Annotated in this window: 22 protein-coding genes; 4 read left to right on the forward strand and 18 right to left on the reverse strand. The window is 55.4% G+C overall.

Translation table 11 applies throughout. The features are described from left to right. Positions 1-78 precede the first annotated feature (78 nt). Both WG891_RS03515 and WG891_RS03520 read right to left on the reverse strand, forming a co-directional pair. The gene (locus WG891_RS03515; protein ID WP_337262797.1) at positions 79-2,520 is read right to left on the reverse strand and encodes a glycogen/starch/alpha-glucan phosphorylase; all 2,442 of its coding nucleotides are present in this window, start codon (positions 2,518-2,520) and stop codon (positions 79-81) included. A 161-nt stretch (positions 2,521-2,681) separates the two neighbouring features. Further along, on the reverse strand, positions 2,682-3,419 hold the full coding sequence (locus WG891_RS03520; RefSeq protein WP_156293676.1) for a GntR family transcriptional regulator: 738 nt from the start codon (positions 3,417-3,419) through the stop codon (positions 2,682-2,684). 283 nt (positions 3,420-3,702) lie between these two features. On the opposite strand from WG891_RS03520, the gene WG891_RS03525 reads away from it, so the two are divergent. Beyond that, complete coding sequence (locus WG891_RS03525; protein WP_337262798.1) at positions 3,703-5,313, forward strand: alpha-glucoside-specific PTS transporter subunit IIBC; 1,611 nt, start codon at positions 3,703-3,705, stop codon at positions 5,311-5,313. Further along, a complete protein-coding gene (locus WG891_RS03530; RefSeq protein ID WP_337262799.1) occupies positions 5,310-6,632 on the forward strand; it encodes a 6-phospho-alpha-glucosidase in 1,323 nt (440 codons plus the stop codon). The genes WG891_RS03525 and WG891_RS03530 overlap by 4 nt, the downstream gene beginning before the upstream one ends. A 91-nt stretch (positions 6,633-6,723) precedes the next feature. Here WG891_RS03530 and WG891_RS03535 read toward each other — a convergent pair whose 3' ends face one another. The 15 genes from WG891_RS03535 to gspC all read right to left on the reverse strand — a co-directional run bounded on the left by WG891_RS03535 (position 6,724) and on the right by gspC (position 20,210). Further along, positions 6,724-6,933 (reverse strand): glycogen synthesis protein, encoded by a 210-nt coding sequence (locus tag WG891_RS03535; RefSeq protein WP_337262800.1) that lies wholly within the window; start codon positions 6,931-6,933, stop codon positions 6,724-6,726. A 274-nt stretch (positions 6,934-7,207) separates the two neighbouring features. Continuing rightward, a complete protein-coding gene (locus WG891_RS03540) occupies positions 7,208-8,302 on the reverse strand; it encodes a M14 family metallopeptidase (RefSeq protein ID WP_083704505.1) in 1,095 nt (364 codons plus the stop codon). Positions 8,303-8,386: 84 nt separating this feature from the next. Continuing rightward, positions 8,387-9,238: a prepilin peptidase gene (locus WG891_RS03545; protein ID WP_337262801.1), complete on the reverse strand. Its 852-nt coding sequence runs from the start codon at positions 9,236-9,238 to the stop codon at positions 8,387-8,389. A gap of 34 nt (positions 9,239-9,272) precedes the next feature. Beyond that, positions 9,273-10,016, reverse strand: coding sequence for a type II secretion system protein N (locus tag WG891_RS03550; protein ID WP_337262802.1), 744 nt, complete (start codon positions 10,014-10,016; stop codon positions 9,273-9,275). Beyond that, the gene (locus WG891_RS03555) at positions 10,006-10,497 is read right to left on the reverse strand and encodes a type II secretion system protein M (RefSeq protein ID WP_337262803.1); all 492 of its coding nucleotides are present in this window, start codon (positions 10,495-10,497) and stop codon (positions 10,006-10,008) included. The genes WG891_RS03550 and WG891_RS03555 overlap by 11 nt, the downstream gene beginning before the upstream one ends. Beyond that, positions 10,490-11,680: a type II secretion system protein GspL gene (gene gspL / locus WG891_RS03560; RefSeq protein WP_337262804.1), complete on the reverse strand. Its 1,191-nt coding sequence runs from the start codon at positions 11,678-11,680 to the stop codon at positions 10,490-10,492. The genes WG891_RS03555 and gspL overlap by 8 nt, the downstream gene beginning before the upstream one ends. Before the next feature lie 8 nt (positions 11,681-11,688). Then, complete coding sequence (gene gspK / locus WG891_RS03565; protein ID WP_337262805.1) at positions 11,689-12,666, reverse strand: type II secretion system minor pseudopilin GspK; 978 nt, start codon at positions 12,664-12,666, stop codon at positions 11,689-11,691. Next, positions 12,663-13,262 (reverse strand): type II secretion system minor pseudopilin GspJ, encoded by a 600-nt coding sequence (gspJ, locus tag WG891_RS03570; RefSeq protein ID WP_156293670.1) that lies wholly within the window; start codon positions 13,260-13,262, stop codon positions 12,663-12,665. Before gspJ ends, gspK begins: the two co-directional genes overlap by 4 nt. Next, positions 13,259-13,624 carry a type II secretion system minor pseudopilin GspI gene (gene gspI / locus WG891_RS03575; RefSeq protein ID WP_076944071.1) on the reverse strand — a complete coding sequence of 122 codons (366 nt, stop codon included), beginning with the start codon at positions 13,622-13,624 and terminating at the stop codon, positions 13,259-13,261. The genes gspJ and gspI overlap by 4 nt, the downstream gene beginning before the upstream one ends. Further along, entirely contained in the window at positions 13,621-14,172 is a 552-nt protein-coding gene (gene gspH / locus WG891_RS03580; protein ID WP_337262806.1) for a type II secretion system minor pseudopilin GspH, read from the reverse strand. The genes gspI and gspH overlap by 4 nt, the downstream gene beginning before the upstream one ends. Beyond that, the gene (gene gspG / locus WG891_RS03585; protein ID WP_337262807.1) at positions 14,172-14,603 is read right to left on the reverse strand and encodes a type II secretion system major pseudopilin GspG; all 432 of its coding nucleotides are present in this window, start codon (positions 14,601-14,603) and stop codon (positions 14,172-14,174) included. Before gspG ends, gspH begins: the two co-directional genes overlap by 1 nt. Positions 14,604-14,633: 30 nt before the next feature. Continuing rightward, the gene (gspF, locus tag WG891_RS03590; RefSeq protein WP_337262808.1) at positions 14,634-15,857 is read right to left on the reverse strand and encodes a type II secretion system inner membrane protein GspF; all 1,224 of its coding nucleotides are present in this window, start codon (positions 15,855-15,857) and stop codon (positions 14,634-14,636) included. A gap of 1 nt (position 15,858) precedes the next feature. Continuing rightward, positions 15,859-17,364 carry a type II secretion system ATPase GspE gene (gene gspE, locus WG891_RS03595; protein WP_337262809.1) on the reverse strand — a complete coding sequence of 502 codons (1,506 nt, stop codon included), beginning with the start codon at positions 17,362-17,364 and terminating at the stop codon, positions 15,859-15,861. Next, positions 17,361-19,328: a type II secretion system secretin GspD gene (gspD, locus tag WG891_RS03600; RefSeq protein WP_337262810.1), complete on the reverse strand. Its 1,968-nt coding sequence runs from the start codon at positions 19,326-19,328 to the stop codon at positions 17,361-17,363. The genes gspE and gspD overlap by 4 nt, the downstream gene beginning before the upstream one ends. A gap of 15 nt (positions 19,329-19,343) precedes the next feature. Continuing rightward, positions 19,344-20,210, reverse strand: coding sequence for a type II secretion system protein GspC (gene gspC / locus WG891_RS03605; protein WP_337262811.1), 867 nt, complete (start codon positions 20,208-20,210; stop codon positions 19,344-19,346). A 459-nt stretch (positions 20,211-20,669) separates the two neighbouring features. Here gspC and pulA point away from each other — a divergent pair, with 459 nt between their 5' ends. Both pulA and gspB read left to right on the forward strand, forming a co-directional pair. Continuing rightward, a complete protein-coding gene (gene pulA / locus WG891_RS03610; protein WP_337262812.1) occupies positions 20,670-23,993 on the forward strand; it encodes a pullulanase-type alpha-1,6-glucosidase in 3,324 nt (1,107 codons plus the stop codon). A 176-nt stretch (positions 23,994-24,169) separates the two neighbouring features. Beyond that, on the forward strand, positions 24,170-24,718 hold the full coding sequence (gspB, locus tag WG891_RS03615) for a type II secretion system assembly factor GspB (RefSeq protein ID WP_337262813.1): 549 nt from the start codon (positions 24,170-24,172) through the stop codon (positions 24,716-24,718). Positions 24,719-24,750: 32 nt separating this feature from the next. Here gspB and gspS read toward each other — a convergent pair whose 3' ends face one another. Beyond that, positions 24,751-25,110, reverse strand: a complete 360-nt coding sequence (gspS, locus tag WG891_RS03620) for a type II secretion system pilot lipoprotein GspS (RefSeq protein WP_443006151.1) — start codon at positions 25,108-25,110, stop codon at positions 24,751-24,753. Between the last annotated feature and the right edge of the window lie 70 nt (positions 25,111-25,180).

Genomic DNA, 25,180 nt, shown 5'->3' on the forward strand with positions numbered 1-25,180 from the left:
TCCTTTGCCTCAGAAGGCATGGTAACGACGTCACCGGCCATAATGTGCCGTATTCCTACTCGCATTGCTTAGCGGATATCATGAACCTATCCCCCAAATTTCCGTAGCATAACCTTTGATGGTGCGATCGCTGGAGAAGCTGCCCATGTTGGCAATGTTCAGCAGCGCCCGCTGGTGCCACTGCAGTTGCTGGGCAAAGTCAGCCTGCGCCTGGCCCTGGGCGATACGGTAGCTGTCAAAGTCCAGCAGGTGGCAATAGTGATCGTATTCGGTCAGCATCTGGTAGATCGGCCAGAAAACAGAGGTATCGGTATTAAACCGGCCGGAGATCAGCGCTTCTACCGCCGCGGTAATCGCCGGATCGTTATTCTGATAAACCCGGTTATGCGAACCCGCCCGCCGATGCCTATCGATCTCATCCGCATTGGCACCAAACAGATAAAAGTTCTCTGCCCCCACCGCGTCGCGGATCTCGATATTGGCACCGTCCAGCGTGCCAATGGTCAGAGCACCGTTCATGGCAAACTTCATGTTACTGGTGCCGGAAGCCTCGGTACCCGCCGTAGAGATCTGTTCAGACAGGTCGGTGGCGGGAATAATATGCTCCGCCAGAGAGACTTTATAATCCTCCAGGAACAGCACGCTGAGCTGGCCCTTGGTGCGCGGATCGCTATTCACCGTTTTCGCCACTTCATTAATCAGTTGAATGATCAGTTTCGCCATCGCGTAACCCGGCGCCGCCTTCCCGGCAAATAAGTGCACTTTAGGCGTTAACGTGCGGCCAGATTCCGTGATCTCTAAATACAGATGAATGACATGCAAAATATTCAGCAGTTGCCGTTTGTATTCGTGAATACGTTTTACCTGGCAGTCAAACATGGCGGTCGGATCAAGCTGAATCCCCTGATGAAAGGCGATCTGGCGGCAAAGTGCCTGCTTATTTTTGAGCTTGATTGCCTGGATCTCTTCCACCGCGCCGCTGTCAGTAGCCAGTTTTCTCAACTGCTGCAGTTTATCGAGATCGGTAACCCAGCCGTTGCCCAACTGGCGGTTTAAAAACGTCGCTAAACCCGGATTTGCCTGCTGGATCCAGCGCCGAGGGGTCACCCCATTGGTCTGGTTGGTGAATTTTTCAGGCGTAATAAAATAGAAATCGGGCACCAGCGTTTGCGTAATCAATTCAGAATGCAGCTTGGCCACCCCGTTGACCTTATGGCTGCCCACAATGGCCAGATTCGCCATGCGGATCTTTTTCTCCCACCCTTCTTCAAACAGCGATAACGATGCCAGCAGGTGCGGCTTATCGGGCCATTTCTCTGCCACCTCCGCCAGAAAGCGGTGGTTGATTTCAAGAATGATTTGCAGGTGGCGCGGCAGCAATTTTTCAAATAACGATACCGGCCAGGTTTCCAGCGCCTCGGGCATTAACGTATGGTTGGTGAAGGAGCAGGTTTTCTGCGTGATCTCCCAGGCGCTATGCCAATCCAGGCGATGTTCGTCCACCAGGATCCGCATCATTTCGACAATCGCCAACGCCGGGTGGGTATCATTAAGCTGGATAGCAACAAAATCAGGCAGCGCGGTAATATCTGAAGACAGTTGCGCATAATCATGGAAGATATCGCGCAATGTACAGGCCACCAGAAAATACTCTTGCGTCAGCCGCAATTCTTTACCTGATTGGATTTCATCCGCCGGGTAAAGTATTTTCGAGATATTTTCTGAGGCAATCTTCTGGCTAACAGCACGCAGATAGTCACCGCGGTTAAAGATATGCACATCAAAGGAGTCAGAGGCTCCCGCGCTGTATAGCCGCAGAGTGTTTACCGTTTTCCCGCCGTAACCGGTCACCAGATAATCGTGGGGAATGCCGACAATCACTTTCCAATCCATCCACATAGGATTGTAATTTCCCTCGATGTCCTCACTTTCTTCGATATGGCCACCGATGGGAATTAACATCAACTGCGAGTGGTGCTCAATTAACCAGGGAGAGTGCGTTGAGTGCCAATCGTCAGGCTGTTCGACCTGCTTGTTATGCTGTATTGCCTGTTTAAACAAACCATATTCATATTTGATGCCATGCCCCGAAGCTGCAATATCCAGCGTCGCCATAGAATCAATAAAACACGCCGCCAGGCGGCCCAGGCCGCCGTTGCCTAACGCGGCATCCGGCTCTTCCGCCGTAATATGCTCAAAGTCAAATCCCAGCTCACTCACGGCCTGTTTAGCCTGCTGCAACAATCCGACGTTCATCAGGTTATTACGCAAAGACTGACCGATCAGGAATTCCATCGAGAGGTAGTAGAGACGCTTGGATTTGGCTTTTTTCTGTGATTTACGCGTGTTGAAAAAACCATCAAGCTGGTAATCGCGCAGGGTTAATGCCAACGCATTAAAAATATCGACATTCGTTGCACTTTCAACTTCCAGGCACAAACTGTATCTCAGCTTATTAATGACGCTTTTCTTTATCTCTTCGACACTGGGCATCTTGACGTTGGTGAGTTCGGTGTTCATTTCAGCTCCTAATGCGTTCCTGCATCTGAATTTTTCTGATCAAGATCAGAAGATAAATAGCGAGCAAAGACCTCTGCCAAGTGTAGACTGATTTTTGCAATCGGGAGCTAAATAACACCATTATCAGTCAGTCGCGTTAGCACCATTAAAGTGACAAACCATTACCGGCTGAGTGCGGATTCAATATGCCGTTGGGTAGACTCGCGCCTTAAATGGTAATCCACCTGATATTCACTGGCATTGCGAAACATCACTGAATAGTTCAAGAACTGGCCATCGTCACTATAAGAAAGTGACGTAATGCGCAAAATCGGCGTTTGCTGTTCAATATTTAATAATGTCGCCATTTTTTTATCGGCCAACACCGGCGTCAGGCTTTCATAGTTGCCAGAAATGGTGATGTGGCATTCATCTTCAATGTAGGAAAATTTTGACCCCTCCAAGTGAGCCAGCGATAAATTGCGGTATAGCTTTACCGGCATATAGCTGTCTTCCACCATCAACGGTTTGCCATCCACCGAGCGAACCCGGCGCGAGTAATAGATCCGCTCATCAATTTTTATCCGTAGCTGGCTGGCAATCGCCGGTGGCGCTGGCATGACCACAAACTCCAGCACCTCACTCACCACCTGCTTGCCCTGGTTTTTCATCACCTCAATAAAGCCGGTTAAATGGGTGGTTTCATGATGGACATCCTTGTTGGCCACATAGGTGCCACTGCCATGACGGCGCATGACCAGCCCCCAACTCAGCAACAAATCTACCGCTTTGCGAATCGTCATCCTTGATACGGCAAACTCCTCCGCCAATCTTTTTTCACTGGGTAACGGGCTGCCAATGTTGTAGTCGGCAGAATTCAGCCGGATACGTAGCTGGTCAGCAATAGATTTGTAGATCACCTGTAGACCTCTTTAGCGCCCGGCGCTTGGTTTAATTCATCACCCACAGCGTGATTAATTAGCTGATTCTTAAAAAATAATTTAAAGATAAAAATAGCAGACTCTGACAATAAAATTATCGTGTCTATCAATCCCCTTAAAAATAGACCACTTAGCCTAAAGAAAAACCATGAAAGCGATCACGAATCGGCATGTCAGATCAAGCTAAGCCAACGGCAGCTTCTTACTCTCCACCCAGACCAATATAAAAAAACCCTTCAAGTTGTTACGTGAGGATTTAACAATGCTCAGTCAAATACAACGCTTCGGTGGAGCCATGTTTACCCCGGTACTGCTGTTCCCATTTGCCGGTATTGTGGTCGGCCTGGCTATCATGCTACGCAACCCGATGTTTGTGGGGGATGCATTAGCCGCGCCAGATCATTTATTTGCTCAAATTATCCATATTATTGAAGAAGGCGGATGGACGGTATTCCGTAATATGCCGCTTGTTTTCGCCGTCGGTTTGCCTATTGGCCTGGCGAAACAGGCGCAAGGGCGCGCCTGCCTGGCGGTATTGGTGAGTTTTTTAACCTGGAACTATTTTATTAACGTCATGGGAATGACCTGGGGCCATTTCTTTGGTGTGGATTTCAGCGCCGAACCCAGCGCAGGTAGCGGCTTAACCCTGATCGCCGGCATAAAAACGCTCGACACCAGCATTATTGGCGCGATTGTGATTTCCGGGCTGGTCACCGCTATTCATAACCGCTATTTCGACAAGCCGTTACCGGTCTTTCTGGGGATTTTCCAGGGCAGTTCCTTTGTAGTGATCGTCGCCTTTCTGGTGATGATCCCCTGCGCCTGGCTGACGCTGCTCGGTTGGCCTAAGGTGCAGTTGGGCATCGAGTCGCTACAGGGGTTCCTGCGCAGTGCCGGGGCAATTGGCGTCTGGGTATATACCTTCCTCGAACGCATTCTGATCCCCACCGGGCTGCATCACTTTATTTACGGCCCCTTTATCTACGGCCCCGCCGCGGTAGAAGGCGGGATCCAGGTTTACTGGGCACAGCATTTGCAGGAATTCAGCCAAAGCAGCGAATCGCTGAAAACCCTGTTCCCAGAAGGCGGATTTGCGCTGCATGGTAATTCAAAAATCTTCGGTTCGGCGGGGATCGCTTTAGCGCTCTACTTCACGGCTGCGCCGGAAAATCGCATTAAGGTCGCCGGTTTACTGATCCCTGCCACCCTGACGGCAATGCTGGTCGGCATTACCGAACCGCTGGAGTTCACCTTTCTGTTCATCTCGCCGCTGCTATTTGCGGTGCACGCCGTGCTCGCCGCCACCATGGCCACGGTGATGTATCTGTGCGGCGTGGTCGGCAATATGGGCGGCGGCTTGCTCGATCAGTTCCTGCCGCAAAACTGGATCCCGATGTTCCACAACCATGCTGGGATGATTGCCACCCAGATTGGTATCGGCATCGCTTTCACCGCGCTCTATTTTGTTATCTTCCGGGCGCTGATCCTGCGCTTCAACCTGAAAACGCCCGGCCGTGACGAGAGCGAAATCAAGCTTTACAGCAAGGCGGATTATCAGGCGGCGCGGGCGCAAACCAGCGCCGCAGCCAAAACCAGTCAGGCCGCCGGTTTCCTGCAGGCCCTCGGGGGCTGCGGTAACATTCTCAGCATCAACAACTGCGCCACGCGCCTGCGCATCACGCTGGCCGACATGGCACTCACAAAAAGCGACGACACCTTTAAAGCCCTGGGCGCCCATGGCGTAGTGCGCCGCGGCAACGGCATTCAGGTGATTGTCGGCCTGCACGTTCCCCAAGTCAGGGATCAGCTCGAAAACCTGATGAAAGATCGCTCATATCTCGAAAAAACATCCATGACGGAGGCTGTATCATGAAAAAATTCTCAATCGTTGTCGCCGGTGGGGGTAGCACCTTTACCCCAGGCATCGTATTAATGCTGCTGGCCAACCAACACCGCTTGCCCTTGCGCGCCATCAAATTTTACGACAACGACGGCGCACGCCAGGAAACGATCGCCGAGGCCTGCAAAATCCTGCTGCAGGAACAGGCTCCGGAGATTGAGTTCAGCTACACCACGCAGCCGCAAGTCGCGTTCAGCGACGTTGATTTTGTGATGGCGCATATCCGGGTGGGTAAATACCCGATGCGTGAACAAGACGAGAAGATCCCGCTGCGCCACGGCGTGGTTGGCCAGGAAACCTGCGGCCCGGGTGGGATCGCATACGGTATGCGCTCGATCGGTGGCGTGTTAGAACTCGTTGATTATATGACGAAGTACTCACCTGACGCGTGGATGCTCAATTATTCCAACCCGGCAGCCATTGTCGCCGAAGCCACTCGCCGCCTGCGCCCACAGGCCAAAATCCTCAACATCTGCGATATGCCGATCGGCATTGAAGGGCGCATGGCGCAAATTGCCGGGCTGAAAGACCGCAAAGAAATGCGCACCCGCTATTACGGCCTGAACCACTTTGGCTGGTGGACAGCGGTTGAAGATCTGGCAGGGAATGATTTAATGCCCAAAATCCGCGAATATGTGGCGAAGTTTGGCTATGTGCCGCCCAGCGATAAGCAGGCGACCGAAGCCAGTTGGAATGACACCTTTGCCAAAGCGAAAGATGTCTGGGCACTCGATCCTGATACCTTGCCGAATACCTATCTGAAATATTACCTGTTCCCGGATTATGTGGTTCAGCACGCCAACCCGCAGCACACTCGCGCCAACGAAGTGATGGAGCACCGCGAAAAGCACGTGTTTGGTTCCTGCAACGCCATCATTCAGGCGGGCAAATCCTCGGCTGGCGAACTGGAAATTGATGAACACGCATCTTATATCGTCGATCTGGCGGCCGCGATCGCCTTTAATACGCAGGAACGCATGCTGTTGATTGTGCAGAATAATGGCGCTATCCATAATTTTGATCCGGAGGCCATGGTGGAGATCCCTTGTCTGGTGGGCAAGAGCGGGCCAGAGCCGCTGGTGGTGGGGAATATTCCTCAGTTCCAGAAAGGGCTGATGAGCCAGCAGGTGGCCGTTGAGAAACTGGTGGTTGATGCCTGGAAGCAGCGTTCGTATCAAAAACTCTGGCAGGCGATCACGCTGTCAAAAACGGTGCCGAGCGCCTCGGTGGCCAAAGCGATTCTCGACGATTTGATTGTGGCCAATAAAGACTACTGGCCAGAACTGCGCTAAACCCCACGGCGGCCAGCACTTGAGGTGTGGTCTGTTTTCTTTCCACCGATCATAAAGCGAAAAAAGCCCCGAATTCTCGGGGCTTAAAATTTTACGATAACTGTGTTTGCTTTCTATAAATAGTGCGATAGTGATTAAGCCGTTCAAAAAAGCTATCACTTTGCTCGCGTGACATATTGCCAGCCACATCCTGGGCATTGATTTCCCGTCCCTGGAACTCTAAGAAGGCTACAGTAGACGCGAGAAAATCCATATTGCTCGTGTTCTTCGCATACACATAACATCTTTCCAAGGTTTCCATCTGACCACTCCTGAATCTTTCACGCTATACCCTGCGAGCTTGAAGTTGCAGAGAGGCGTCACTGCCAGCCTGCATCTCAACCCCTAATTGGGTATAAAAGTGACGTGCCAAAATCAAGATATCAACGGGCTCGTCAAATGAGCCGCACTATTGAAGATACACCCAACGGTCATAAAATGTACTCCAATAGTGCAATCCGGGATAAAAAACTGCAAAATTTGGATCTAGATCATCTAAACCATCGTTTATTTGGGGTCATTACGCACAATTGGAATTAACAACCATTAGCGCATTGAGGATCCGGATTATTAAACAGGATTCGCACCAGCAGGCCACGCGCTTCCCGCAGAGGATCGTCGCCAATCGCCAGCACCTTACCGTCGTGCGTTGCCGTATATTCACGAATCACGTCACCAAAAGCATTACGCTGTACCGCCACTTTCTGCCCTTTGGTTACCTCATCGCCCACCTTGACCAAAATCTCGGCAAAACCACCGACTTCCGCACGGATCGAGCTCATTTCATTGCCGATATAGGTTTTCTGCTGTTGTGCTGTCTCACCTAACTGCCCGGCGATCATCCCCTGCTGGATCATCAGGTTATGCACGCCCGTTACGCTACGTGCGATCAGTTCAGGCTGATACAGCTTCGGTTTGCCGATTTCCAGCGTGATGGCAGGGATCTTGTTTTCAACAAAGGTCGTTTCTACAGAGCCTTTTTCGCCCGGATCGGCTTTAATCTGATCTGCCGGGAACAGCTCGGCCATTTGCTTGACCTGCGGATTGCGGTAATCGGCATAAATAAACAGCGGATATTCGGTCCCACGGCTTTGCGTATGCATGTCGACAAACATGCCCACGTTGCCTGTCCACAGATTATTCCACAGCAACCAGGCGTGCTGTTCCGCGGTATTGCCTTTCTCTTTGCCCGGCCAGATACGGTTGAAATCGACCATATCACCACCGTCATTCACCAGTTGCCAGTTACGGTTATTGGCTAACATACCGGAAGGGTTAGCGCCAATTGCCCCTACGACGCTGCCTTTCAACTCGGCAGGGTTCAGTTTCTCAAACACCTGCTGGATAACCCGGGTGCCGTTCAGTTCATCGCCATGAATGGCCGCTTGCAGCCCCAGCTTAGGGCCCGGCTGAGCCCCTTTGGCAACCATAACAGGCACGTACCAATGCTGGCTGATGCCATTACTGGCCCCTTGGAACATAAAGCGGTGAACCTTGCCCGCCTCCAGATCCTCAACGTCCAGCTTGCTGATCACCGGATGGCCATCAATCTTGTCTCCGGTATAAACCGTTGCTGCCTGAGCATTAAGCGCCCCCAGCAGCAATGCTGCCAACATCGTCACTTTATACATACACTTCCCCATAAGTATGACTAAAAAAACCGCTTTCCTGAGCAGGAAGGCGGCAAACAAAACTGGAATTTACAGCGTTGCCATCTAAAAAAATAAGGGTATCAACAGATTGAGCGCACCGGCCAGCGCAAGCCACGGGCCAAAAGCTAACGGCTGATTAAAGTCTTTTTGCGCCAACGCCAACCCACGCTGCACCAAGGTGAACAATAACCCACCTCCCGCCGCCACCAGGATCACCTGCGGCAGGGCCTGCCAACCTAACCAGGCCCCCAGCGCCGCCAGTAATTTAAAGTCACCGTAGCCGAGCGCTTCTTTGCCGGTGGCCAACTTGAACAGCCAGAACAGGCTCCATAAACAGAGATACCCGGCCACTGCACCGATGATCGCCTGCTCCAACGCCACAAACTGCCCTTGCAGGTTAAACAGCAGGCCGAGCCACAGCAGCGGCAACGTCAGCACATCCGGCAGCAGTTGCGTATGATGATCGATCACCGCCAGAGCCAATAAAACAGACAGGAATATCCAGGCCCCCAGCAGCGGCATACCCAGCGGCCAGGCCAACGCGGCCAGCACAAACAGCAGCGCCGTCGCCACTTCCACCAATGGGTAACGCCAGGAAATAGCTTCACCGCAGCAACGGGCTTTGCCCTGGAGCCACAAAAAGCTCAACAGCGGAATATTATCCCTGGTGGCCACCGGGTGCTGGCAATGGGGGCAGCAGGAGCGCGGCAGCAGCAGGTTAAAACGCGGCACGGACTCAGGCAAAGGCTGCTGCGCCAGTTGCAGCAGGGCTTCGCGTTGCCAGCGCATTTCCAGCATCACGGGCAAGCGGTAAATCACCACGTTGAGAAAGCTGCCGACAATCGCCCCCAGCAGCCCAACAAAGCACAGCCAGAAAAGAGGAAAAGCCGCAGCAAAATCCACTAACAAATTCACAGAATATCCCTGTTATTAGTCATGTTATTACAGGTCAAAGCAACCTTCCCTGAACCTGCCAGGGGATCTGCCCCTGATCGTCGGCCCTGCCCAACTGCCCCATCAGCGATTTCATCATCGCGGGCAGTTCGGGCCCGCTGCGCAGTTGCCCCCTGAACTGATAGCGCCCATCGAATGCAACGGTGCCACGTCCCGTCAGGCTTAGCTGCGAAGATTTCTGTTTCAGCACCAACGCCAACGCCCCTTGGCTATCGCAGCTAAGTTGGCCCTGCACATTAGCCAAAGCGACTTCCCCCAGCGGGGTCGCCAACTGGGCATTCTGCCAGTTAACCACGCCCCCGCTGAGGCTCGCGCAGCCACGCGGGCTGAATTCCCCCTGCAATAGGCGCAGTTGCAGCCTGCCCTGAACGCTCACCGGCACGGGCAGCGGCAACTGCTGCTGGATAAAATCTGCCGGAGCGGAAAGCTGCCACGCATGCAGTTGCAGGTTCCACCAGCCACGCAGGATCCCACTGCCTTGAATCCCTTGCGGATCGCGCAGCTCAAGCTTCAGCGCAGGCCGCCATGCGGACCAGGTCAGTTGCCAGCTCACCTCTGGCAAGGTGAAGTTACGCAAGTTTAACTGGTGCGCGCTGCCCTGCCACAAAGAGCCAGAAAAGCTGCCGACACCGATCTCAGCAGGTAAAAAAGCCCGCACTAGCTGCGCTGGCGCGTTCCATCCTAACAACAACAGATAGCAAAACAGCAACAGCGCGGTTTTTTTCGCTTTAGCGCCCATCGCTGCGCTCCAGCATCAGTTTGTTGACCATTACCCAGCCCGGTTTATTGGCTTGCGCGGCAACCTCAAACGCCACGATGCGCACGCGGTATTGCTGCTCCAACTGGGTGAGCCATTGCATCAGCAAATTAAAATCACTCGGTTCCAGCGTGACTGCCAAGCGTTCGCCCTGCGGCTGTAGGCGGGTGATATTCAGGCCTTGTACGGCGGCGCTGCGCGTCACCGTCGCTGACAAACTGAGGGATTCCCCCTGCGGCATTGGCCGGGCCCCTTGCTCACGCAGGCGCGGTGCCTGTTGTAGCATCCATTCCACCGTGCCCTTCTCACGGGCGAGGGTCCGCTGCCACTGCTCGGTCTGTTGTTGCCAAGGCAGCCATAGCGCGTAATAACACAGCCACAAGATGAGCAACAGGCCACACCCTACTACCAACCGGCGTTCTCGCGAGCTGATTTGCAGCCAACGGCGCTTAAGTTCATTCATGCTGTATCCCCAGAATCAAGCGGCTCTCGACGCCATGTGGGTTTTGCTTGACCTCACCAGGTTGCACCCGGTAATGCTGCCCGGCGCGCTGCTGGAACTGTTCCAACGCCTGGAAGGAAGCCGCATGCAGATCGACTTTCAGCTCTTTACTGCCTGCGTCATAGGCCAACGCCCGGAGGCGGAGGGTCGAAGCCCCCGTCAGCAGTTGCTGCAATTGGCGCACCTGCTCGTTCAGCCCGGCCTGCGCAGTTGGTTGCAACTGCTGTAAGTGCTGCTGCATCTGCACGCGCGGGTTAACCACGTTTCTCTCTGTGGGAAACAGTTGCTTGTAGAGGCGCACACTTTCCTGCCGCCAATGCTCAGACTGTTGCCAAAGACGGTAATGCGACCAGCCCGCGTCCACACACAGCAGCAATAAATAGCCCGCCAGTGCCAGCATCACCGGGCGCCAAGGGCGTAATCCCGCGCGCCAGGGGCTGGAAGGGGTAAACTCGCCCTGGCGCAGATCGGCTCCGCGATAAATCTCACCTTCTGCCGCCAGTTGCAGCACATCACGCGCTGGCCGCACGCGCCATTGCGCCAGACCTTGCGCCTGCATAGGCGGTGGGGAGTAGCTCTCAATGACCGGCGGAGCCGACATCGCCAGCAGTTCCGCCAGCCAGGATGACTCCACGATCATTCCGGCATGCGCTTCACGGCGGAACAGCCATTGATCGTTCAGGCAAACGGCGCTCCAGCCATCGGCGATCAGCGGCAGCATCAACACGTCGGGCAGCAGGGCCTGAACCCGCACGCTCAGTTGCTCACAGCGGCTAATCCACTGCCGCATGGCACTTTTTTCCACTACCGCGACGTCGCAGACATCGCCACTTTGCTGCAAAATGGCAAAATGCAGGCGCTCAACCTCCGTTGCCAACTGCTCCTCCAGCATAAACGGCAACACCTGCAAACTTTGGCGCCGGGCGCGGCGCGGCAGCGTCACCTGATGAAAAGCAAACTCGCTCGCAGGCACCAGCACCCAGGCAGGATAAGCCGCCAGCAGGCGTACCAGTTCAGGATCGGTTTCCCCTGCCGCCAGGCTACCGTGCCGATGACTGTCTGAAGACACTAATCGCCACAATATCGGCTGAGTGTCGTCACTGGGCAAACGCAGAATTAACCGTACTTCCCCACTGCGCTTCATGTTCTCTATCAAGGCGTCACCATCATGCTTAATCCGTATTTGCGCTGTACCACCTGAAAATTATTGCCCGTGCGCTGCAATAAACTGTGCTGACTAAAATGGTTGTTCCCCATCAGCACGCTGAAATTGGCCAGAAAAAAATCGCTCTTCACCGCCAGTACTGGCCTCACGGCTGATGTCTCGATGCCCTGTAGCTGCGGCTGTGCCAAAAATGCCGTCACGCTGGCCCACCCTTCACGCGGGCGCTGCTGCAACAGTTGTGTCGCGGCACTAGGATCAAGCTCCGTCAGAAACAATGCCGCCAGTAACGGCCCCTGCGATTCACGCAGAGTATTCACGTTCACCAAAAGCGTCTGCTTTGGCAACGCGCAGACATAGGGCAGCAGTTGGCGATAAAGGCTGGCGTCAACGCCAGACACGGTGCGCAACTCGCTGACATCCTTCATCGGCTGATTGGCAGGCAGGTAAGGCACCTCCAACGCCATATAGACCTCATCTTCCGCGCCCCCAATCACCGGTTCGCTGTCACTGTCGATCCAGTCGCGCAAGGCGGCGGTTACCTGTGCTGCCTGCAGCGGTTCCACCTGCAGATTTTTCAACAACTGCAGAAAAACCTTGGCGGGATACGGCATAACTGTCGGGTCAGTCGCCCCCTGATTAATGGCATTAAGATTAAAGCAGGCCTGAGCATCGACGATCTGCCCCCGCAATTCGCCCCCTTCAACCGGGAAGCGGCGCTCTTCCTGTGCCCAGTTTTGCGCCAGATGGGTTTTCTCCGGTGAATCCAGCGTATCTATCTGCAGGATTTTACCGGCCAGCGCTTCTGCCGCACGGCCATACCACTTCGCCTGCTGGTGATCCAACTGCGCCACGGTGCGTAGGTAAGTCCGCCCGTTGCGCTCGGCAATGGTGGCAGCCACCGTCACCATCAGTGCCAGGATCAGCAACACCACCAGTAGCGCAACGCCCCGTTGCCGCGCCCTCATTCTTTTACCTCTTCGGTGATCAAAAACAGCCGGGTCAACTCGCCAAAACCGTTCACCGTCAGCGTCACTTCAATCCCTTGCGGTAACGTGGTGGCGCTGTCCCAACTCTCTTGCCAGGCACCTTTGGCAAAAAAACGCAGGCGAAAAGCGCTGACGCCGCTGAGCAAAACCTTAACGACCGGAGCCTCTCCCACCTGCGGATCCGCATGGGTGTAGCTCAACCGTTCTAACTGCTGCTGACGCAGGCGATAGCCCACGTTCTGTAACTCGGAGCGTGACAGCATCCCCAGCGGGTTTTGCCAGCTATTGCGCATGAAAGACACGGCCCAGTCCTCACTCTGCAATTGGTAAGGCGCGGCAGAGAGCAGACGCTCACTCCCCCGGCTACGGCGCGGGATGATCTGCCCAAAATCCCCCTCCATCTGCACAAATGCCCGCTGCAGCTCGGCCAGGCGCTGTACCTTGCTCTGGGAGATTTCATCATTACGCATCACCCCCTGTAACACCTGAAAGGCGCTGATGCTCAGTGCGGCAAAAATAGCCAATGCCAGCAACATCTCCAGCAGGGTAAAGCCCTGCACCTGTTGGCGATTCATTCACGCACCACGTAGCTACGCAGGGAAATCAAGGCGGCCGTATCTTCTTTTTTGCGCCGCACCTCAACATCCAGCGCACGCAGTTGACTGATTTCGGTATCCACTCCTCGCCAGCGCAGGTACCACTCCTCTCCGGCAAAGGTGACGGATTTCCCACTCCAACTCTTCTCTGGCCAGACTTTATCCAGGCGCAGTTGCACCTGCTGATTATCTGCCAGCCAGTTTGCCAACACTTTCTCTTCCATACGGCCAATGCCGCTTGCCTGCAGTGCCGTGGTTTGCAACAGCGCCAAGCCTGCCAGAGCGAACACCACCAGCGCCACCAGCACTTCCAGCAGCGTCATCCCACGTTGCGCTTTCACGGTGCGGCCCCATGTTCTGAGGTGCTGATCGCTCCGGCATCGTCTATGCGCAGCCAGGCTTGCGCACCGCTCCCCGCCTGCCTGAACACCAGGGTAAATGGCGTTACCTCGCCACCGGGCAACAGCAAAATATCCGGCTCTGCCGCTGTAGTATTGGCCGTTGTCCACTCATGCAAGCCGGGGAACTTCAGCTCAAGCCGCACGTCATCCGGCAGTTCGCTGCCTAAAGCTGCACGGCGCGGCTGCCAGGTTTGCCAGAAATACCCCTGCCAGACGTCAGAACCTGGCGCCGAAGTGCCGTTTTCTGCCTGTTGCCGCTGCAACAGCTTGAACTCCCAGCCGTCTGGCCGCACCTGGATCCCCAGCAGTTGGCCGTTTTGCTGGCTGTCGTCCAAGGCAAAATCCAACTGTGCCTGAAAACGCGCAAGCTGCTGTTGTGGGGTCTTTTGCTGTACGGCAGGAAATGACATCACCACCAGGCTGGCAGCACTGCCAATCAGCAGCACCACCAACATCATCTCCAGCAGCGTGAAGCCGCGCTGACGCACTACTTCTTGTTACCGATCGTCCAGTTGCCGATATCATCTTCGGTGTCCGGCATGCCATCCGGGCCATAAGAGAAAATATCGATCTGACCATGCTGCCCAGGGCTCAGTAACTGGTAGTCGGCTCCCCACGGATCCTGCGGCAGGCGGCGGATGTAGCCGTCTTTCGGGTAGTTACGCGGTTCCGGCTGGGCAGACGGTTTGCTGACCAGCGCCTGCAACCCCTGCTCGGTCGTCGGGTAACGGCTGTTATCCAGCTTGTACATGTCCAGTGCACTCTCCAGCGCCACCAGATCGCTGACCACTTTCTGGTGATCCGCTTTATCCTTGTTGCCCATCAGGTTAGGCACCACCAGGCTCGCCAGAATGCCCAGGATCACAATCACCACCATAATTTCCAGCAGGGTAAAGCCGCGCTGACGCTGTTGCCGCATGTTTCTCTCCGTTGGTTGCAGATTCATCATTTACATACTCATCATGTTATTCAATTGCAGGATCGGTTGCAGGATCGCCAACACAATAAACAGCACCACGCCCGCCATACTCACCACCAGCAAAGGCTCAAACAGCCCCAGCGCCAACTGCATCTGGGCACTGAACTCCCGGTCCTGATTGTCTGCCGCGCGTTCCAGCATGCTGTCGAGCTCACCGCTGCGTTCGCCGCTGGCAATCATGTGGCGCATCATCGGGGGGAACAGCGCCGTCCGCTCCAGCGCCCGATGCAGGCTGACACCTTCACGCACCGACTCGGTGGCAATGGCCAACTGACGGCGCGCATAATCATTGCTCAATACTTCACCGCTGATACGCATTGCCTGCAACAGCGGCACCGCACTGGCATTAAGAATGCTTAGCGTGCGCGCATAGCGCGCAGTATTCAGGCCACGGGCAATGCGGCCAATCACCGGCAAGCGCAGCAGTTGGCGATGAAAAGCCACGCGCCGGGATTCCTGGCGCAGCAGCACACGCATCAGCAACACGCCCAGCAGCAGCAGCAACAATAGCCAGGGGCCAAAGGCTCGCACGCCGTCGCTCAACCCCATCAGCACCCGGGTAGACAGCGGCAGCGCCTGCTTCATATGCACAAACTGCTCTACCACCTTCGGCACTACGGCGGAAAGCAGAATGGCAATCACGCTGATGGCAACGACCGTCAGTACGCAGGGGTAAATCATCGCCTGCAGGATACGGCCACGCATCTGCTGACGCTGCTCGGTGTAATCCGCCAGCCGGTTCAGCACCAGATCCAGATGGCCAGAGGCTTCGCCCGCCGCCACCATGGCGCAATACAGGCGTTCAAAACTGGCGGGATATCCTCCCATCGCCTCTGCCAGCGAATGCCCTTCCAGCACCTTGGTGCGCACCGCCGCCATCAGTGCGCGCTGGCGCGGTTTTTCACTCTGCTGTGCCACCGCATCCAGCGCTTCCTCCAGCGGCAGCGAGGCGGCCACCAGCGTCGCCAACTGCCGGGTCAGCAACGCCAGATCGGCACTGCTGATCCCGCGTTGCCATAAGGCTCGCTTGCCGCTGCGGGCCCGCTGACGTTCATCCTGCCCTTCTTCCAGGCTGACGGGCACCAGCCCTTGCTCGCGCAACAGTTGGCGGGCATGGCGGGCAGAGTCGGCCTCTTGCACACCACGACGCTTCTTGCCTCGGCCGTCTAATGCCTGGTAATGGAACAGTGCCATATCACTCCTCTTCCTGAACCCGGCTTTCCGTGACGCGGACCACCTCTTCCCAACTGGTCTCGCCCGCCAGCACTTTTTCACGCCCGTCGCCGCGCAGCGTCACATATTCATCACGCAGTTGGCGGGCAATGCTCAGTTCACTTTCCCCCTGATGGATCGCCGTTCGCACCCGATCGTCAATCAGCAGAAGTTCATGAATCCCCGTACGACCGCGATAGCCGGTAAAGCCGCACTTCTGACACCCTTGCGGCTGCCAGAGCGGCGTGCCGGGCGGAATTGCCATCTGCCGGGCCAATTCAGGATCGGCCTCATAGGGTTGACGGCAGTCAGGGCACAGGGTGCGCACCAGCCGTTGGGCCAGCACCGCCAGCAGTGAAGTCGACAGCAGGAAGGGTTCGATCCCCATATCCTGCAGGCGCGACAGCGCCCCCAGCGCGCTGTTGGTATGCAAGGTGGAGAGCACCAGGTGGCCGGTGAGTGATGCCTGCACGGCGATCTGGGCGGTTTCGCCATCACGGATCTCCCCCACCAGCACCACGTCGGGATCCTGGCGCAAAATGGCGCGCAGGCCGCGGGCAAAGGTCATATCCACTTTGGGATTGACCTGCGTCTGGCCGATGCCGTCCAGTTCATATTCGATCGGATCTTCGACCGTCATGATGTTACGTTCGCTGGCGTTCAAGCGGCTCAGCGCCGCGTACAGCGTGGTACTTTTGCCGGAGCCGGTTGGGCCAGTGACCAGAATAATGCCGTGCGGCCGCTGGATCAGTTCATCGATCTGCCGCTGGTTTTCCTGCGACATACCGAGCGTGGCAAGATCCAGATTCACGCTGTTTTTATCCAGCAAACGCAGCACGATCCGCTCGCCATAGTTGGAGGGCAGGGTTGAAACACGCACGTCAATGGCTCTGCCGCCAATGCGCAGCGCCATGCGCCCATCCTGGGGAACACGCTTTTCAGCAATATCCAGCTTTGCCATTACTTTGATGCGCGAAATCAGCAACGACGCCAAGCGCCGCTGTGGGCGCAGGATCTCACGCAGCACCCCATCCACGCGGAAGCGGATCTGCAAATGACGTTCGTAGGTTTCGATGTGGATATCCGACGCTTTATCCTTGATCGCCTCGGTCAGCATGGCGTTGATCAGGCGGATAATCGGCGCGTCGTCGTCGGCATCCAGCAGATCGTCGCTGTCCGGCAATTCTTCAGCAAGGGTATAGAAATCCATTTCATTGCCGATGTCGGCCATCATACGACGCGCCTCTTCCGAGTCGCGCTGATAGCCGATCACCAGTTGTTTCTCAAACTCCTCGGCCGACAGCGTGCTGACGGTCAGGTTGCCCCCTGCCACCCGGCGCGCCTCAAGCAGTGCGCTGGCCGGCGTATCAGCGACGCACAGCACCCGGCACCCCGCCCGATCGCGCAGCAATAAAATACGCTGCGCACGCGCGTAGGCAAAAGGCAACAGAGGGCGTAATTCGGCCGCGTCCAGCGTGGCGTCGCTCATCGAGCCCCCTGCTGATAAAACGCGCTGATCGCCGCATTCACCTGACGGAAAGTGGATCCATTCTGGTCCGGAGGCAATCTCAGCACATCGTTATTCAAGGTCACACCACGGGCTTCTTTGCCGCGTAATTGTTCCTGCTCCTTACTGAAGGCCTGATACTTATCTGACGAGGCATTACGGAAATCATCACGATCGCGAATGATCGTTGGCCGGATAAACAGCATCAGATTGCGCTTGGAAACCGTTTGGCTGTTGGAACGGAACAGGTAGCCCAGCACCGGAATATCACCCAGCAACGGCACCTTGCTGGCACTGTCGTTCACCGTTTTATCCAGCAGACCGCCCACCACCACCGTTTCTCCGCTGCCCACCAGCACGGCATTGTTGACCGTGCGGGTATTGAAGGTTGGCCCCAGGCTAGCATTGTTGCTGGAAGTCGAATCCGCCACGCTGGAAACCTCTTGTTCGATCTCCAGTTGCACCGAATCCCCTTCGTTAATCTGCGGTTTAACCTTCAGCTTGATACCGACGGTTTTACGCTCCACGGTGTTGAAAATATTATCGCCGGAGGTGGTGCGCGAGCCCGACAGCACCGGCACTTCCTGGCCGACGTTGAAGGTGGCTTCCATATTGTCCAGCGTGACAATGCTCGGCGTCGCCAGAATGTCGTTCTTGCTGCTGCTGGAAAGCGCCGTCAGCAGCATGGCCCAATTACCGCGATAAAAACCTGCGGCAATGCCGTTAAAACTGCTCAGTGCAGTGGCAAAGTTCGTGCTGATGCTGCCATTCTGATCGTATTGATTAATCCCGGCGATCGCGGTGGTGATCGGCAGGCCAGTGTTGGTGAACTGCGTTACGCCGGCGTGCTTGTTTGCCCACTGGATCCCCAGATTCAGGCCATCCGCATCCTGAACCTCGGCAATAATTGCTTCAACCAACACCTGTGCGCGCCGGATATCCAACTGAGTGATCACCTTTTCCAGATCGCGGATCACATCCGGCGCACCGGTGAGGATCAGGGCGTTGGTCTGCTCATGGGCCTTGATGGTGACGTCTTTACGCAACGCCACGGCAGGTTTGGCATTCTGCTGCTCGCTTTGCATACTGCTGCTGACGCCGGTCAGCACTTCCACCAGATCGGTGGCTTTGGCGTATTTCAGGTAAATTACTTTGGTATTGCCCTGCACTGCCTGTTCGCGGTCCAGTTGCTTGATCATGGCAATAATCCGCTGACGGGAATTAGGTTCCCCGCTGACCAGCACCGAGTTGGTGCGTTCATCAGCCACCAGGCTGGCGGTCATCAGGCTGGGCATGGCCGACTTGCTGGCATCCTTGGTCAGTTCGGTGACCAGCTTGACCACTTCCGCAGCCGAGGCATAGGCAAGAGGCACCGTCACCACGTTGCGATCCCCCACTTTGTCCACCCGCTCGACAATTTCCATCAGACGTTTAATCACCGCCGCACGCCCGGTCATCAACAGCACGTTGGAAGGTTCATAGTGCACTACGCTGCCGGCTCCGGCGTTATCGTTGAGCTGGCGCAGCAGCGGCGCCAGATCTCGGGCGGCCACGTTATTCACCGGTACCACGCGGGTCACCACTTCATCCCCCTGCCCCGGTTCGGCATCGCTGGCCACCGGCACCGCCGCCGTTTTGGCATCCTTCGAGCGCACCACTTTCAGCACGCCGTTGTGCATATCCACCACGGCAAAACCGTAAACGTCCAACACGCTGAGGAAGAACTGGTAATACTGTTCCTCGTTCAGCATATCGTAGCTGCGCACGGTGATGGTGCCGCGCACGGCAGGATCAATAATCACCGTTTTATTCAGATTCTTGCTGACGGTATTAATGAACTCCTGAATATCCGTGCCTTTGAAACTGGCAGAAAACTCAGCGCTCCACCCCGACTTGGTCCCGAGCAGCGCAGCAACCAGCACCAAAACGCGTAAGCTCCCGATCATCCCTTTGCTAAACAATTAATTATCTCCAAGAGCAACATAGATATCATGCAATTGACCATCACGTTCGACGGTAAGGTTCAGTTCACTGAGTTCTGGCAACTGTTTCAGTGCCTGCTGGGCTTGTTGGGCATCACGCAGATCCAGGCCATTGAGCGCCACGGCCAGATCGTTCTCCCGCAGCCCGACCTGTTGGAACAACTCCCCTTGCACGCCAGGGTTCAGGCGATACCCGATCAGTTTGTTATCCACCATCACGGGCGAAATATTCAGGTAGGTAAGAATATTTTGCGGCTGCTTCTGTAACTGGGCCTTAAGCTGCCCTGTAGAGGCTTTTTTCTCGCCGTGGGCCTTAGCCGCCGCGGGCGATGCATCGCCAAACAGGAGCAACGACTCGTAGCGCCCCTGATAGTTAATCACCACACGATCGGCAAAAATAGCCGCAATCTTGGCATCATATCCGGGGGTGTTATCCCCGATACCGAGGCTGAATTGCTTGCTGTCTTTGGCGATAATGGCGATGGAATGCGCTGGCGTGGGGCTGGCAACAATGCCGGTCAGGTTGATTTTGAGCGCCGATGGCGGGGCATTATGTAGAGAAGAGTCTGATACCGCCGTAGCGGCGGGCGCAGACGAAGGCGCGGCCGTGCCGAACAGATTGAATCGATAGGTTGTGGCCGTCTCGTTGCTAACGGCGGCAGCTTGCGGCGCAGCGGCCTTGGCCAAACTGACCGTGGGCTGTTCAGAGGGCAGCCAGATCTGCCAGGTCAGCATCGCCAGCTGATTGCAAGCCAATAGCATCACACCGCACAATACCCAGCGCGGCGTCAGCATCTTGAATGCTGTCTCTCTGATTGACAAAACCATCCCAGAAAATTGAATCATGCTTTCCTTTGCCAGCGTCCCTGTTGGCCTGAGTCACTCCACCCAGCCCTTGAGGCACATCGTGATAGTTAGCGCTGTCCAGCAGAACCCGGTCTGTTTCTCACTGGAATCTTGCGCAGTGCAATTGCGTCGCTTTCGCCACCCGCGGTGTGAGACGATCCTCTCAGCAACGACTACTTTATACATGCTCACATGACGAAAAAATAATTTTTTTTGCCAAGCGGATGATTCATCTTTCTGTTTTGCTAGTGATTTCTTTCTTTTTTAGCCCGCATCATAATAGTCGCCCTTTTGCTGTTCGTCATCCCTTCTCCGCTACGCTTCCTCCTGCTCTCTACGCCCCGCCTCCTCCCTTGGTGGGATGATGCTGCGCCCTTGCCCACGCTATCTAATGCCTTGGCTTTACACATTAATACCATTTTTTACTTTCTATTACGTGAGTCTGATAGGGAATTTAGAATGCTTAAACATACCTGTAATGCCCTACTCTTCGGTTCGCTCATCTTGTTGAGCGGCTGTGATAATAATAATTCTGTTGATGTTACCCCCAACACACCGACTACACCTGAAGTACCGAATACACCCGATCCTGAAAAACCGGTACCTGAAACGCCAGACAATCAGGAACCGATCGCACGCTTACCCGATGTGGCTATTCCTGGCGAAGCCGTTACGGCAGACAGTAATCAGGCAGTGATCCATCTGGTGGATATTGCCGGCGTCACCAACCGAACCGCCGTGGATTACGCGACCAAAAACCTGTTCCTGTGGAATAACGATACCTGTAACTCGTTAGAAAAAACCTCCGACGGCTGGGATGACAAGACCATCACGCCAACGGGTAGCGATAGCTACGGCCCTTACTGGGTATTGCCACTCAACAAAACCACTGGCTGCATCAACTTTATCCTGCGCGATGGCGGCAATAAGCTGATTGATGCCGACATGCGTGTAACGTTCAGCGACTTCCCCGATCGCACCGTGTCGGTCCTCGCGGGTAGCAGCGCAGTGTACGATACCCGCGCCGACGCTTTCCGTGGTGCCTTCGGGGTCGCACTGGCCGGGGCGCATTGGGTGGATAAACAGACCATCCTCTGGCCTGGCGGCAAAGATAAACCGATCGTGCGCCTGTACTACAACCACAGCAGCAAAGTTGCCGCCAACAGCCAAGGGCAATTTACCGATCGCTATTTCTCGCTGACGCCTACCAGCATCAGCCAGGAAACCAGCGCGCGCTTCCCGCATCTTGCCAGTTATGCGGCGTTTAAGCTGCCCGATAATGCCAACGTAGATGAGCTACTGACCGACGAGACGGTAGTGCTGGCCACCGACAAGGACGGCATCCTCAGTTCGGCCACCCAGGTGCAAACGGCTGGCGTGCTGGACGATCGCTTCGCGGCCGCGGCGGAAAAACTGGAGTATGGCGCCCTGGTGAGCGGTTCGGGTGTGACTTTCCGCCTGTGGGCACCAACGGCGCAACAGGTTGAGCTGGTGCTCTACAGCGCAGACAAAAAAGTGATTGGCAGCCAGCCGATGATCCGCGATACCGACTCCGGTGCCTGGTCATATCAGGGTAGCAGCGATCTCAAAGGGGCTTACTATCGCTATGCACTCACGGTCTACCACCCGCAATCGCGCAAAGTGGAACAGTATGAAGTCACCGATCCCTACTCCCATAGTCTCTCGACCAATTCCGAGTACAGCCAGGTGGTGGATCTCAATGACAGTGAGCTAAAACCTGACGGCTGGGACAGCCTGACCATGCCGCATCCGCAGGCTACTCAGGCCGATATTGCCCAGATGGTGATCCACGAATCCCATATCCGCGATCTTTCTGCCTGGGATCAGACGGTTCCTGAAAGCCTGCGTGGCAAGTACCTGGCGCTGACCGCCGCCGACAGCAATATGGTGAAACACCTCAAGCAACTGGCACAATCTGGTGTAACGCACGTTGAACTGCTGCCGGTGTTCGATCTGGCCACGGTCAGTGAGTTCAGCGACAAAGTGGCGGATCTGCCACAGCCGTTCAGCCGCTTGTGCGAATTGAACAGCGCCGTGAAGCAAAGCCGCTTTGCTGATTACTGCAACAGCGCCTCCACCATTGGCGAAGTGCTCAACGAGCTGAAACAGGATGACAGCAAGGACAATCCGCAGGTGCAGGAGTTGAACGGCTACGTGGCACAGACCGATTCCTATAACTGGGGTTACGATCCATTCCATTACACGGTGCCGGAAGGCTCCTATGCCACTGATCCAGAAGGCACGCTGCGTATCAAAGAGTTCCGCACCATGGTGCAGACCATCAAGCAGCAGTTAGGGATGAATGTGATTATGGACGTGGTGTACAACCACACCAATGCCGCAGGCCCAACCGATCGCACCTCAGTGCTGGATAAGATCGTACCCTGGTATTATCAGCGCCTGAACGAATCAACCGGCAGCGTGGAATCGGCAACCTGCTGCTCCGATTCAGCACCGGAACACCGCATGTTCGCCAAGCTGATTGACGACTCTCTGGTGGTCTGGAGCAGAGACTACAAGATTGATGCTTTCCGTTTCGATCTGATGGGTTATCACCCGAAAGCTCAGATCCTGGCGGCGCGTGAGAAAGTCAAAACGGTCAATCCTAACGTTTACTTCTTTGGCGAAGGCTGGAATTCCGGGCAGGAAGATCGCTTCGAGATCGCTTCACAAATCAATCTGAAAGGCACCGGGATCGGCACCTTCTCCGATCGTTTGCGTGATGCGGTGCGCGGCGGTGGTCCTTTCGATGAGAAAGAGGCCCTGCGGCAAAACCAGGGATTGGGTAACGGAGCCGGCGTGCTGACCAACGAAAAAAGTGGGCAAACGGCAGATGACGTGCGCCACCTGGCCGATCTGACGCGTGTGGGGATGGCAGGCAACCTGACCGATTTCCTGCTGATCGACAAAGACGGTAAGGTGAAAAAAGGCAGCGAGATTGACTATAACGGCGCCATCGGTGGCTATGCCAACGATCCGACCGAAGTGATCAACTATGTCTCTAAGCACGACAACCAAACCCTGTGGGACATGATCAGCTACAAAGCGGCCAAAGAAGCCGATCTCGCCACCCGCGTGCGCATGCAGGCGGTTTCTCTGGCGACCACCTTGTTAGGCCAAGGCCTGGCCTTCGATCAGCAAGGCTCCGAGTTGCTGCGCTCCAAATCCTTCACCCGTGACTCCTACGATTCCGGTGACTGGTTTAACCGTGTGGATTACAGCTATCAGGACAACAACTCCAACGTGGGTATGCCGCGTTTCAGTGATGATGGCATAAACTACGATGAGATTAGCCTGGTAAAAGACGCTGTCGCAGCACCTGGCAACGCAGAAATCACGCAAATGACCGCGTTCTATCAGGAACTCACGCAGTTACGCCGCTCTTCTCCGCTGATCGCGCTGGGAAGTGGCAGTGAAGTGATGAAACGTGTCGATTTCCGCAACACCGGTGCCGATCAGCAGTTAGGGTTGTTGGTAATGACCATTGATGATGGTGCTCAGGCGGGTAGCGATCTCGATCCGCAGGCCGATGCGCTGGTGGTGGTAATCAACGCCGCCCCGGAAGCCCGGACAATCAATGACTTTGCCGGGAAGAACCTCAGCCTGAGTACGATCCAACAGGCATTGGGGGCCAACTCGCTGGCTTCCGGTATCAATATCGCAGGCGACGGCAGTATCACCCTCCCGGCATGGTCCGTGGCGCTGTTGGTGAAACCTCAGGAGGGCACGCAAGGCGCTGGCTTGCCGGTCAGCAGTAAATAAAGCTTGGTTTCGGGCCACCTCAGGGTGGCCCTTCTCTTTCTGCCCCATTGATAAACTTAAAATACCCAGCGGGCACTATTGACCCGCGTCTGCCGGACAGATAGTTTCTTTGCCTACAGAAGATTTGCTGGCCTCAGGCTGCCGCCACCCGCGCATTAACTCAAAGGTTCAAGGATGTGGATAATCAAACGGAATTAACACCGCAAGTCAGGGCCCGTTCCACTAAGGGGCTGTTTATTCCCCGCCCTCTGTTGCCAGTGTATGCACTGCTGCTGATCGCATTCGGTTGGTTTGCCGGGGAGCGTTGGCACAGCAGCGCTGCGCTGGACCACCCAGTGGCCATGCTCACCCAGGCAGTGCCTTCAGCCATCGCGCAGCCACATCCTGCACCGGTTAAACCCGAGGTAACCACTGTCGCCGAGCAAAACGCAGCAGAATCGCAAAAAGCCGCCGTTCAGGAAACGCCGCCAGAAACGTTGGCCAGCGATGAACTGCCCGCACTGCGCTACAGTGCACACGTTTATGCTTCAGAAGATAATAAACGCAGTATTACCCTGAACGGGCAACGCTATCATGAAGGCGATAGCCCAGCCCCTAATCTGGTCATTGAACAGATTCAACAGGATGTGACTATCTTCAATTTTAACGGTGAGGTTTTCACACTTGATGCGCTGGAGGATTGGCCCGGTGGCAAAGTTGACCTGGCAAACCCCAGTGAAAAATGAATGTTAAACGCCAAATACCCCGGCGTTTACCGTTAGCTGTGGCCTTCTGCACGCAGTTCGTCAGTGAAAGGGGCCAACAGGCTGTTAAAGCTGCTGCATTTGGTCTGCTCTGGCGTACTGTCTCTGGTCAGGCTCTGATAGAGCGCTTCGCTGCGCTGAGGCAGCGCCGCGTAGTCTGACGGATTCCATCCCCGCTGTTTTGCCACCTTGTTAGCCACCTTGTTGATGACCGCATCACCCGGCAAATCGCTACGGTTGCATTTGTATTTGAGGTATTTGGTGCCAGCCACCACCGATGCGAGTTGTTCGACCTGATCATTCAGGGGCACCGGTTTATTCTGGCTGGTGGAGCGTGGCTGCTGGCAACCGGCCACTCCCACAAGAAGCAACATAGGTACAACACGTATAATCAGAGATAACCGCATGATAAGAATCATCTTATTTTAATGAGCCGGATTCTAT

Source organism: Serratia sp. MMO-28 (assembly GCF_037199905.1).
Taxonomy (GTDB): domain Bacteria; phylum Pseudomonadota; class Gammaproteobacteria; order Enterobacterales; family Enterobacteriaceae; genus Chania; species Chania oryzae.

Coding starts and splice junctions, on each gene's coding strand:
- WG891_RS03515 (WP_337262797.1), bottom strand. CDS start 2,520: ATGAACACCGAACTCACCAACGTCAAGATGCCCAGTGTCGAAGAGATA.
- WG891_RS03525 (WP_337262798.1), top strand. CDS start 3,703: ATGCTCAGTCAAATACAACGCTTCGGTGGAGCCATGTTTACCCCGGTA.
- WG891_RS03530 (WP_337262799.1), top strand. CDS start 5,310: ATGAAAAAATTCTCAATCGTTGTCGCCGGTGGGGGTAGCACCTTTACC.
- WG891_RS03535 (WP_337262800.1), bottom strand. CDS start 6,933: ATGGAAACCTTGGAAAGATGTTATGTGTATGCGAAGAACACGAGCAAT.
- WG891_RS03540 (WP_083704505.1), bottom strand. CDS start 8,302: ATGTATAAAGTGACGATGTTGGCAGCATTGCTGCTGGGGGCGCTTAAT.
- WG891_RS03550 (WP_337262802.1), bottom strand. CDS start 10,016: ATGGGCGCTAAAGCGAAAAAAACCGCGCTGTTGCTGTTTTGCTATCTG.
- WG891_RS03555 (WP_337262803.1), bottom strand. CDS start 10,497: ATGAATGAACTTAAGCGCCGTTGGCTGCAAATCAGCTCGCGAGAACGC.
- gspL (WP_337262804.1), bottom strand. CDS start 11,680: ATGAAGCGCAGTGGGGAAGTACGGTTAATTCTGCGTTTGCCCAGTGAC.
- gspK (WP_337262805.1), bottom strand. CDS start 12,666: ATGAGGGCGCGGCAACGGGGCGTTGCGCTACTGGTGGTGTTGCTGATC.
- gspJ (WP_156293670.1), bottom strand. CDS start 13,262: ATGAATCGCCAACAGGTGCAGGGCTTTACCCTGCTGGAGATGTTGCTG.
- gspG (WP_337262807.1), bottom strand. CDS start 14,603: ATGCGGCAACAGCGTCAGCGCGGCTTTACCCTGCTGGAAATTATGGTG.
- gspF (WP_337262808.1), bottom strand. CDS start 15,857: ATGGCACTGTTCCATTACCAGGCATTAGACGGCCGAGGCAAGAAGCGT.
- gspE (WP_337262809.1), bottom strand. CDS start 17,364: ATGAGCGACGCCACGCTGGACGCGGCCGAATTACGCCCTCTGTTGCCT.
- gspD (WP_337262810.1), bottom strand. CDS start 19,328: ATGATCGGGAGCTTACGCGTTTTGGTGCTGGTTGCTGCGCTGCTCGGG.
- gspC (WP_337262811.1), bottom strand. CDS start 20,210: ATGATTCAATTTTCTGGGATGGTTTTGTCAATCAGAGAGACAGCATTC.
- pulA (WP_337262812.1), top strand. CDS start 20,670: ATGCTTAAACATACCTGTAATGCCCTACTCTTCGGTTCGCTCATCTTG.
- gspS (WP_443006151.1), bottom strand. CDS start 25,110: ATGTTGCTTCTTGTGGGAGTGGCCGGTTGCCAGCAGCCACGCTCCACC.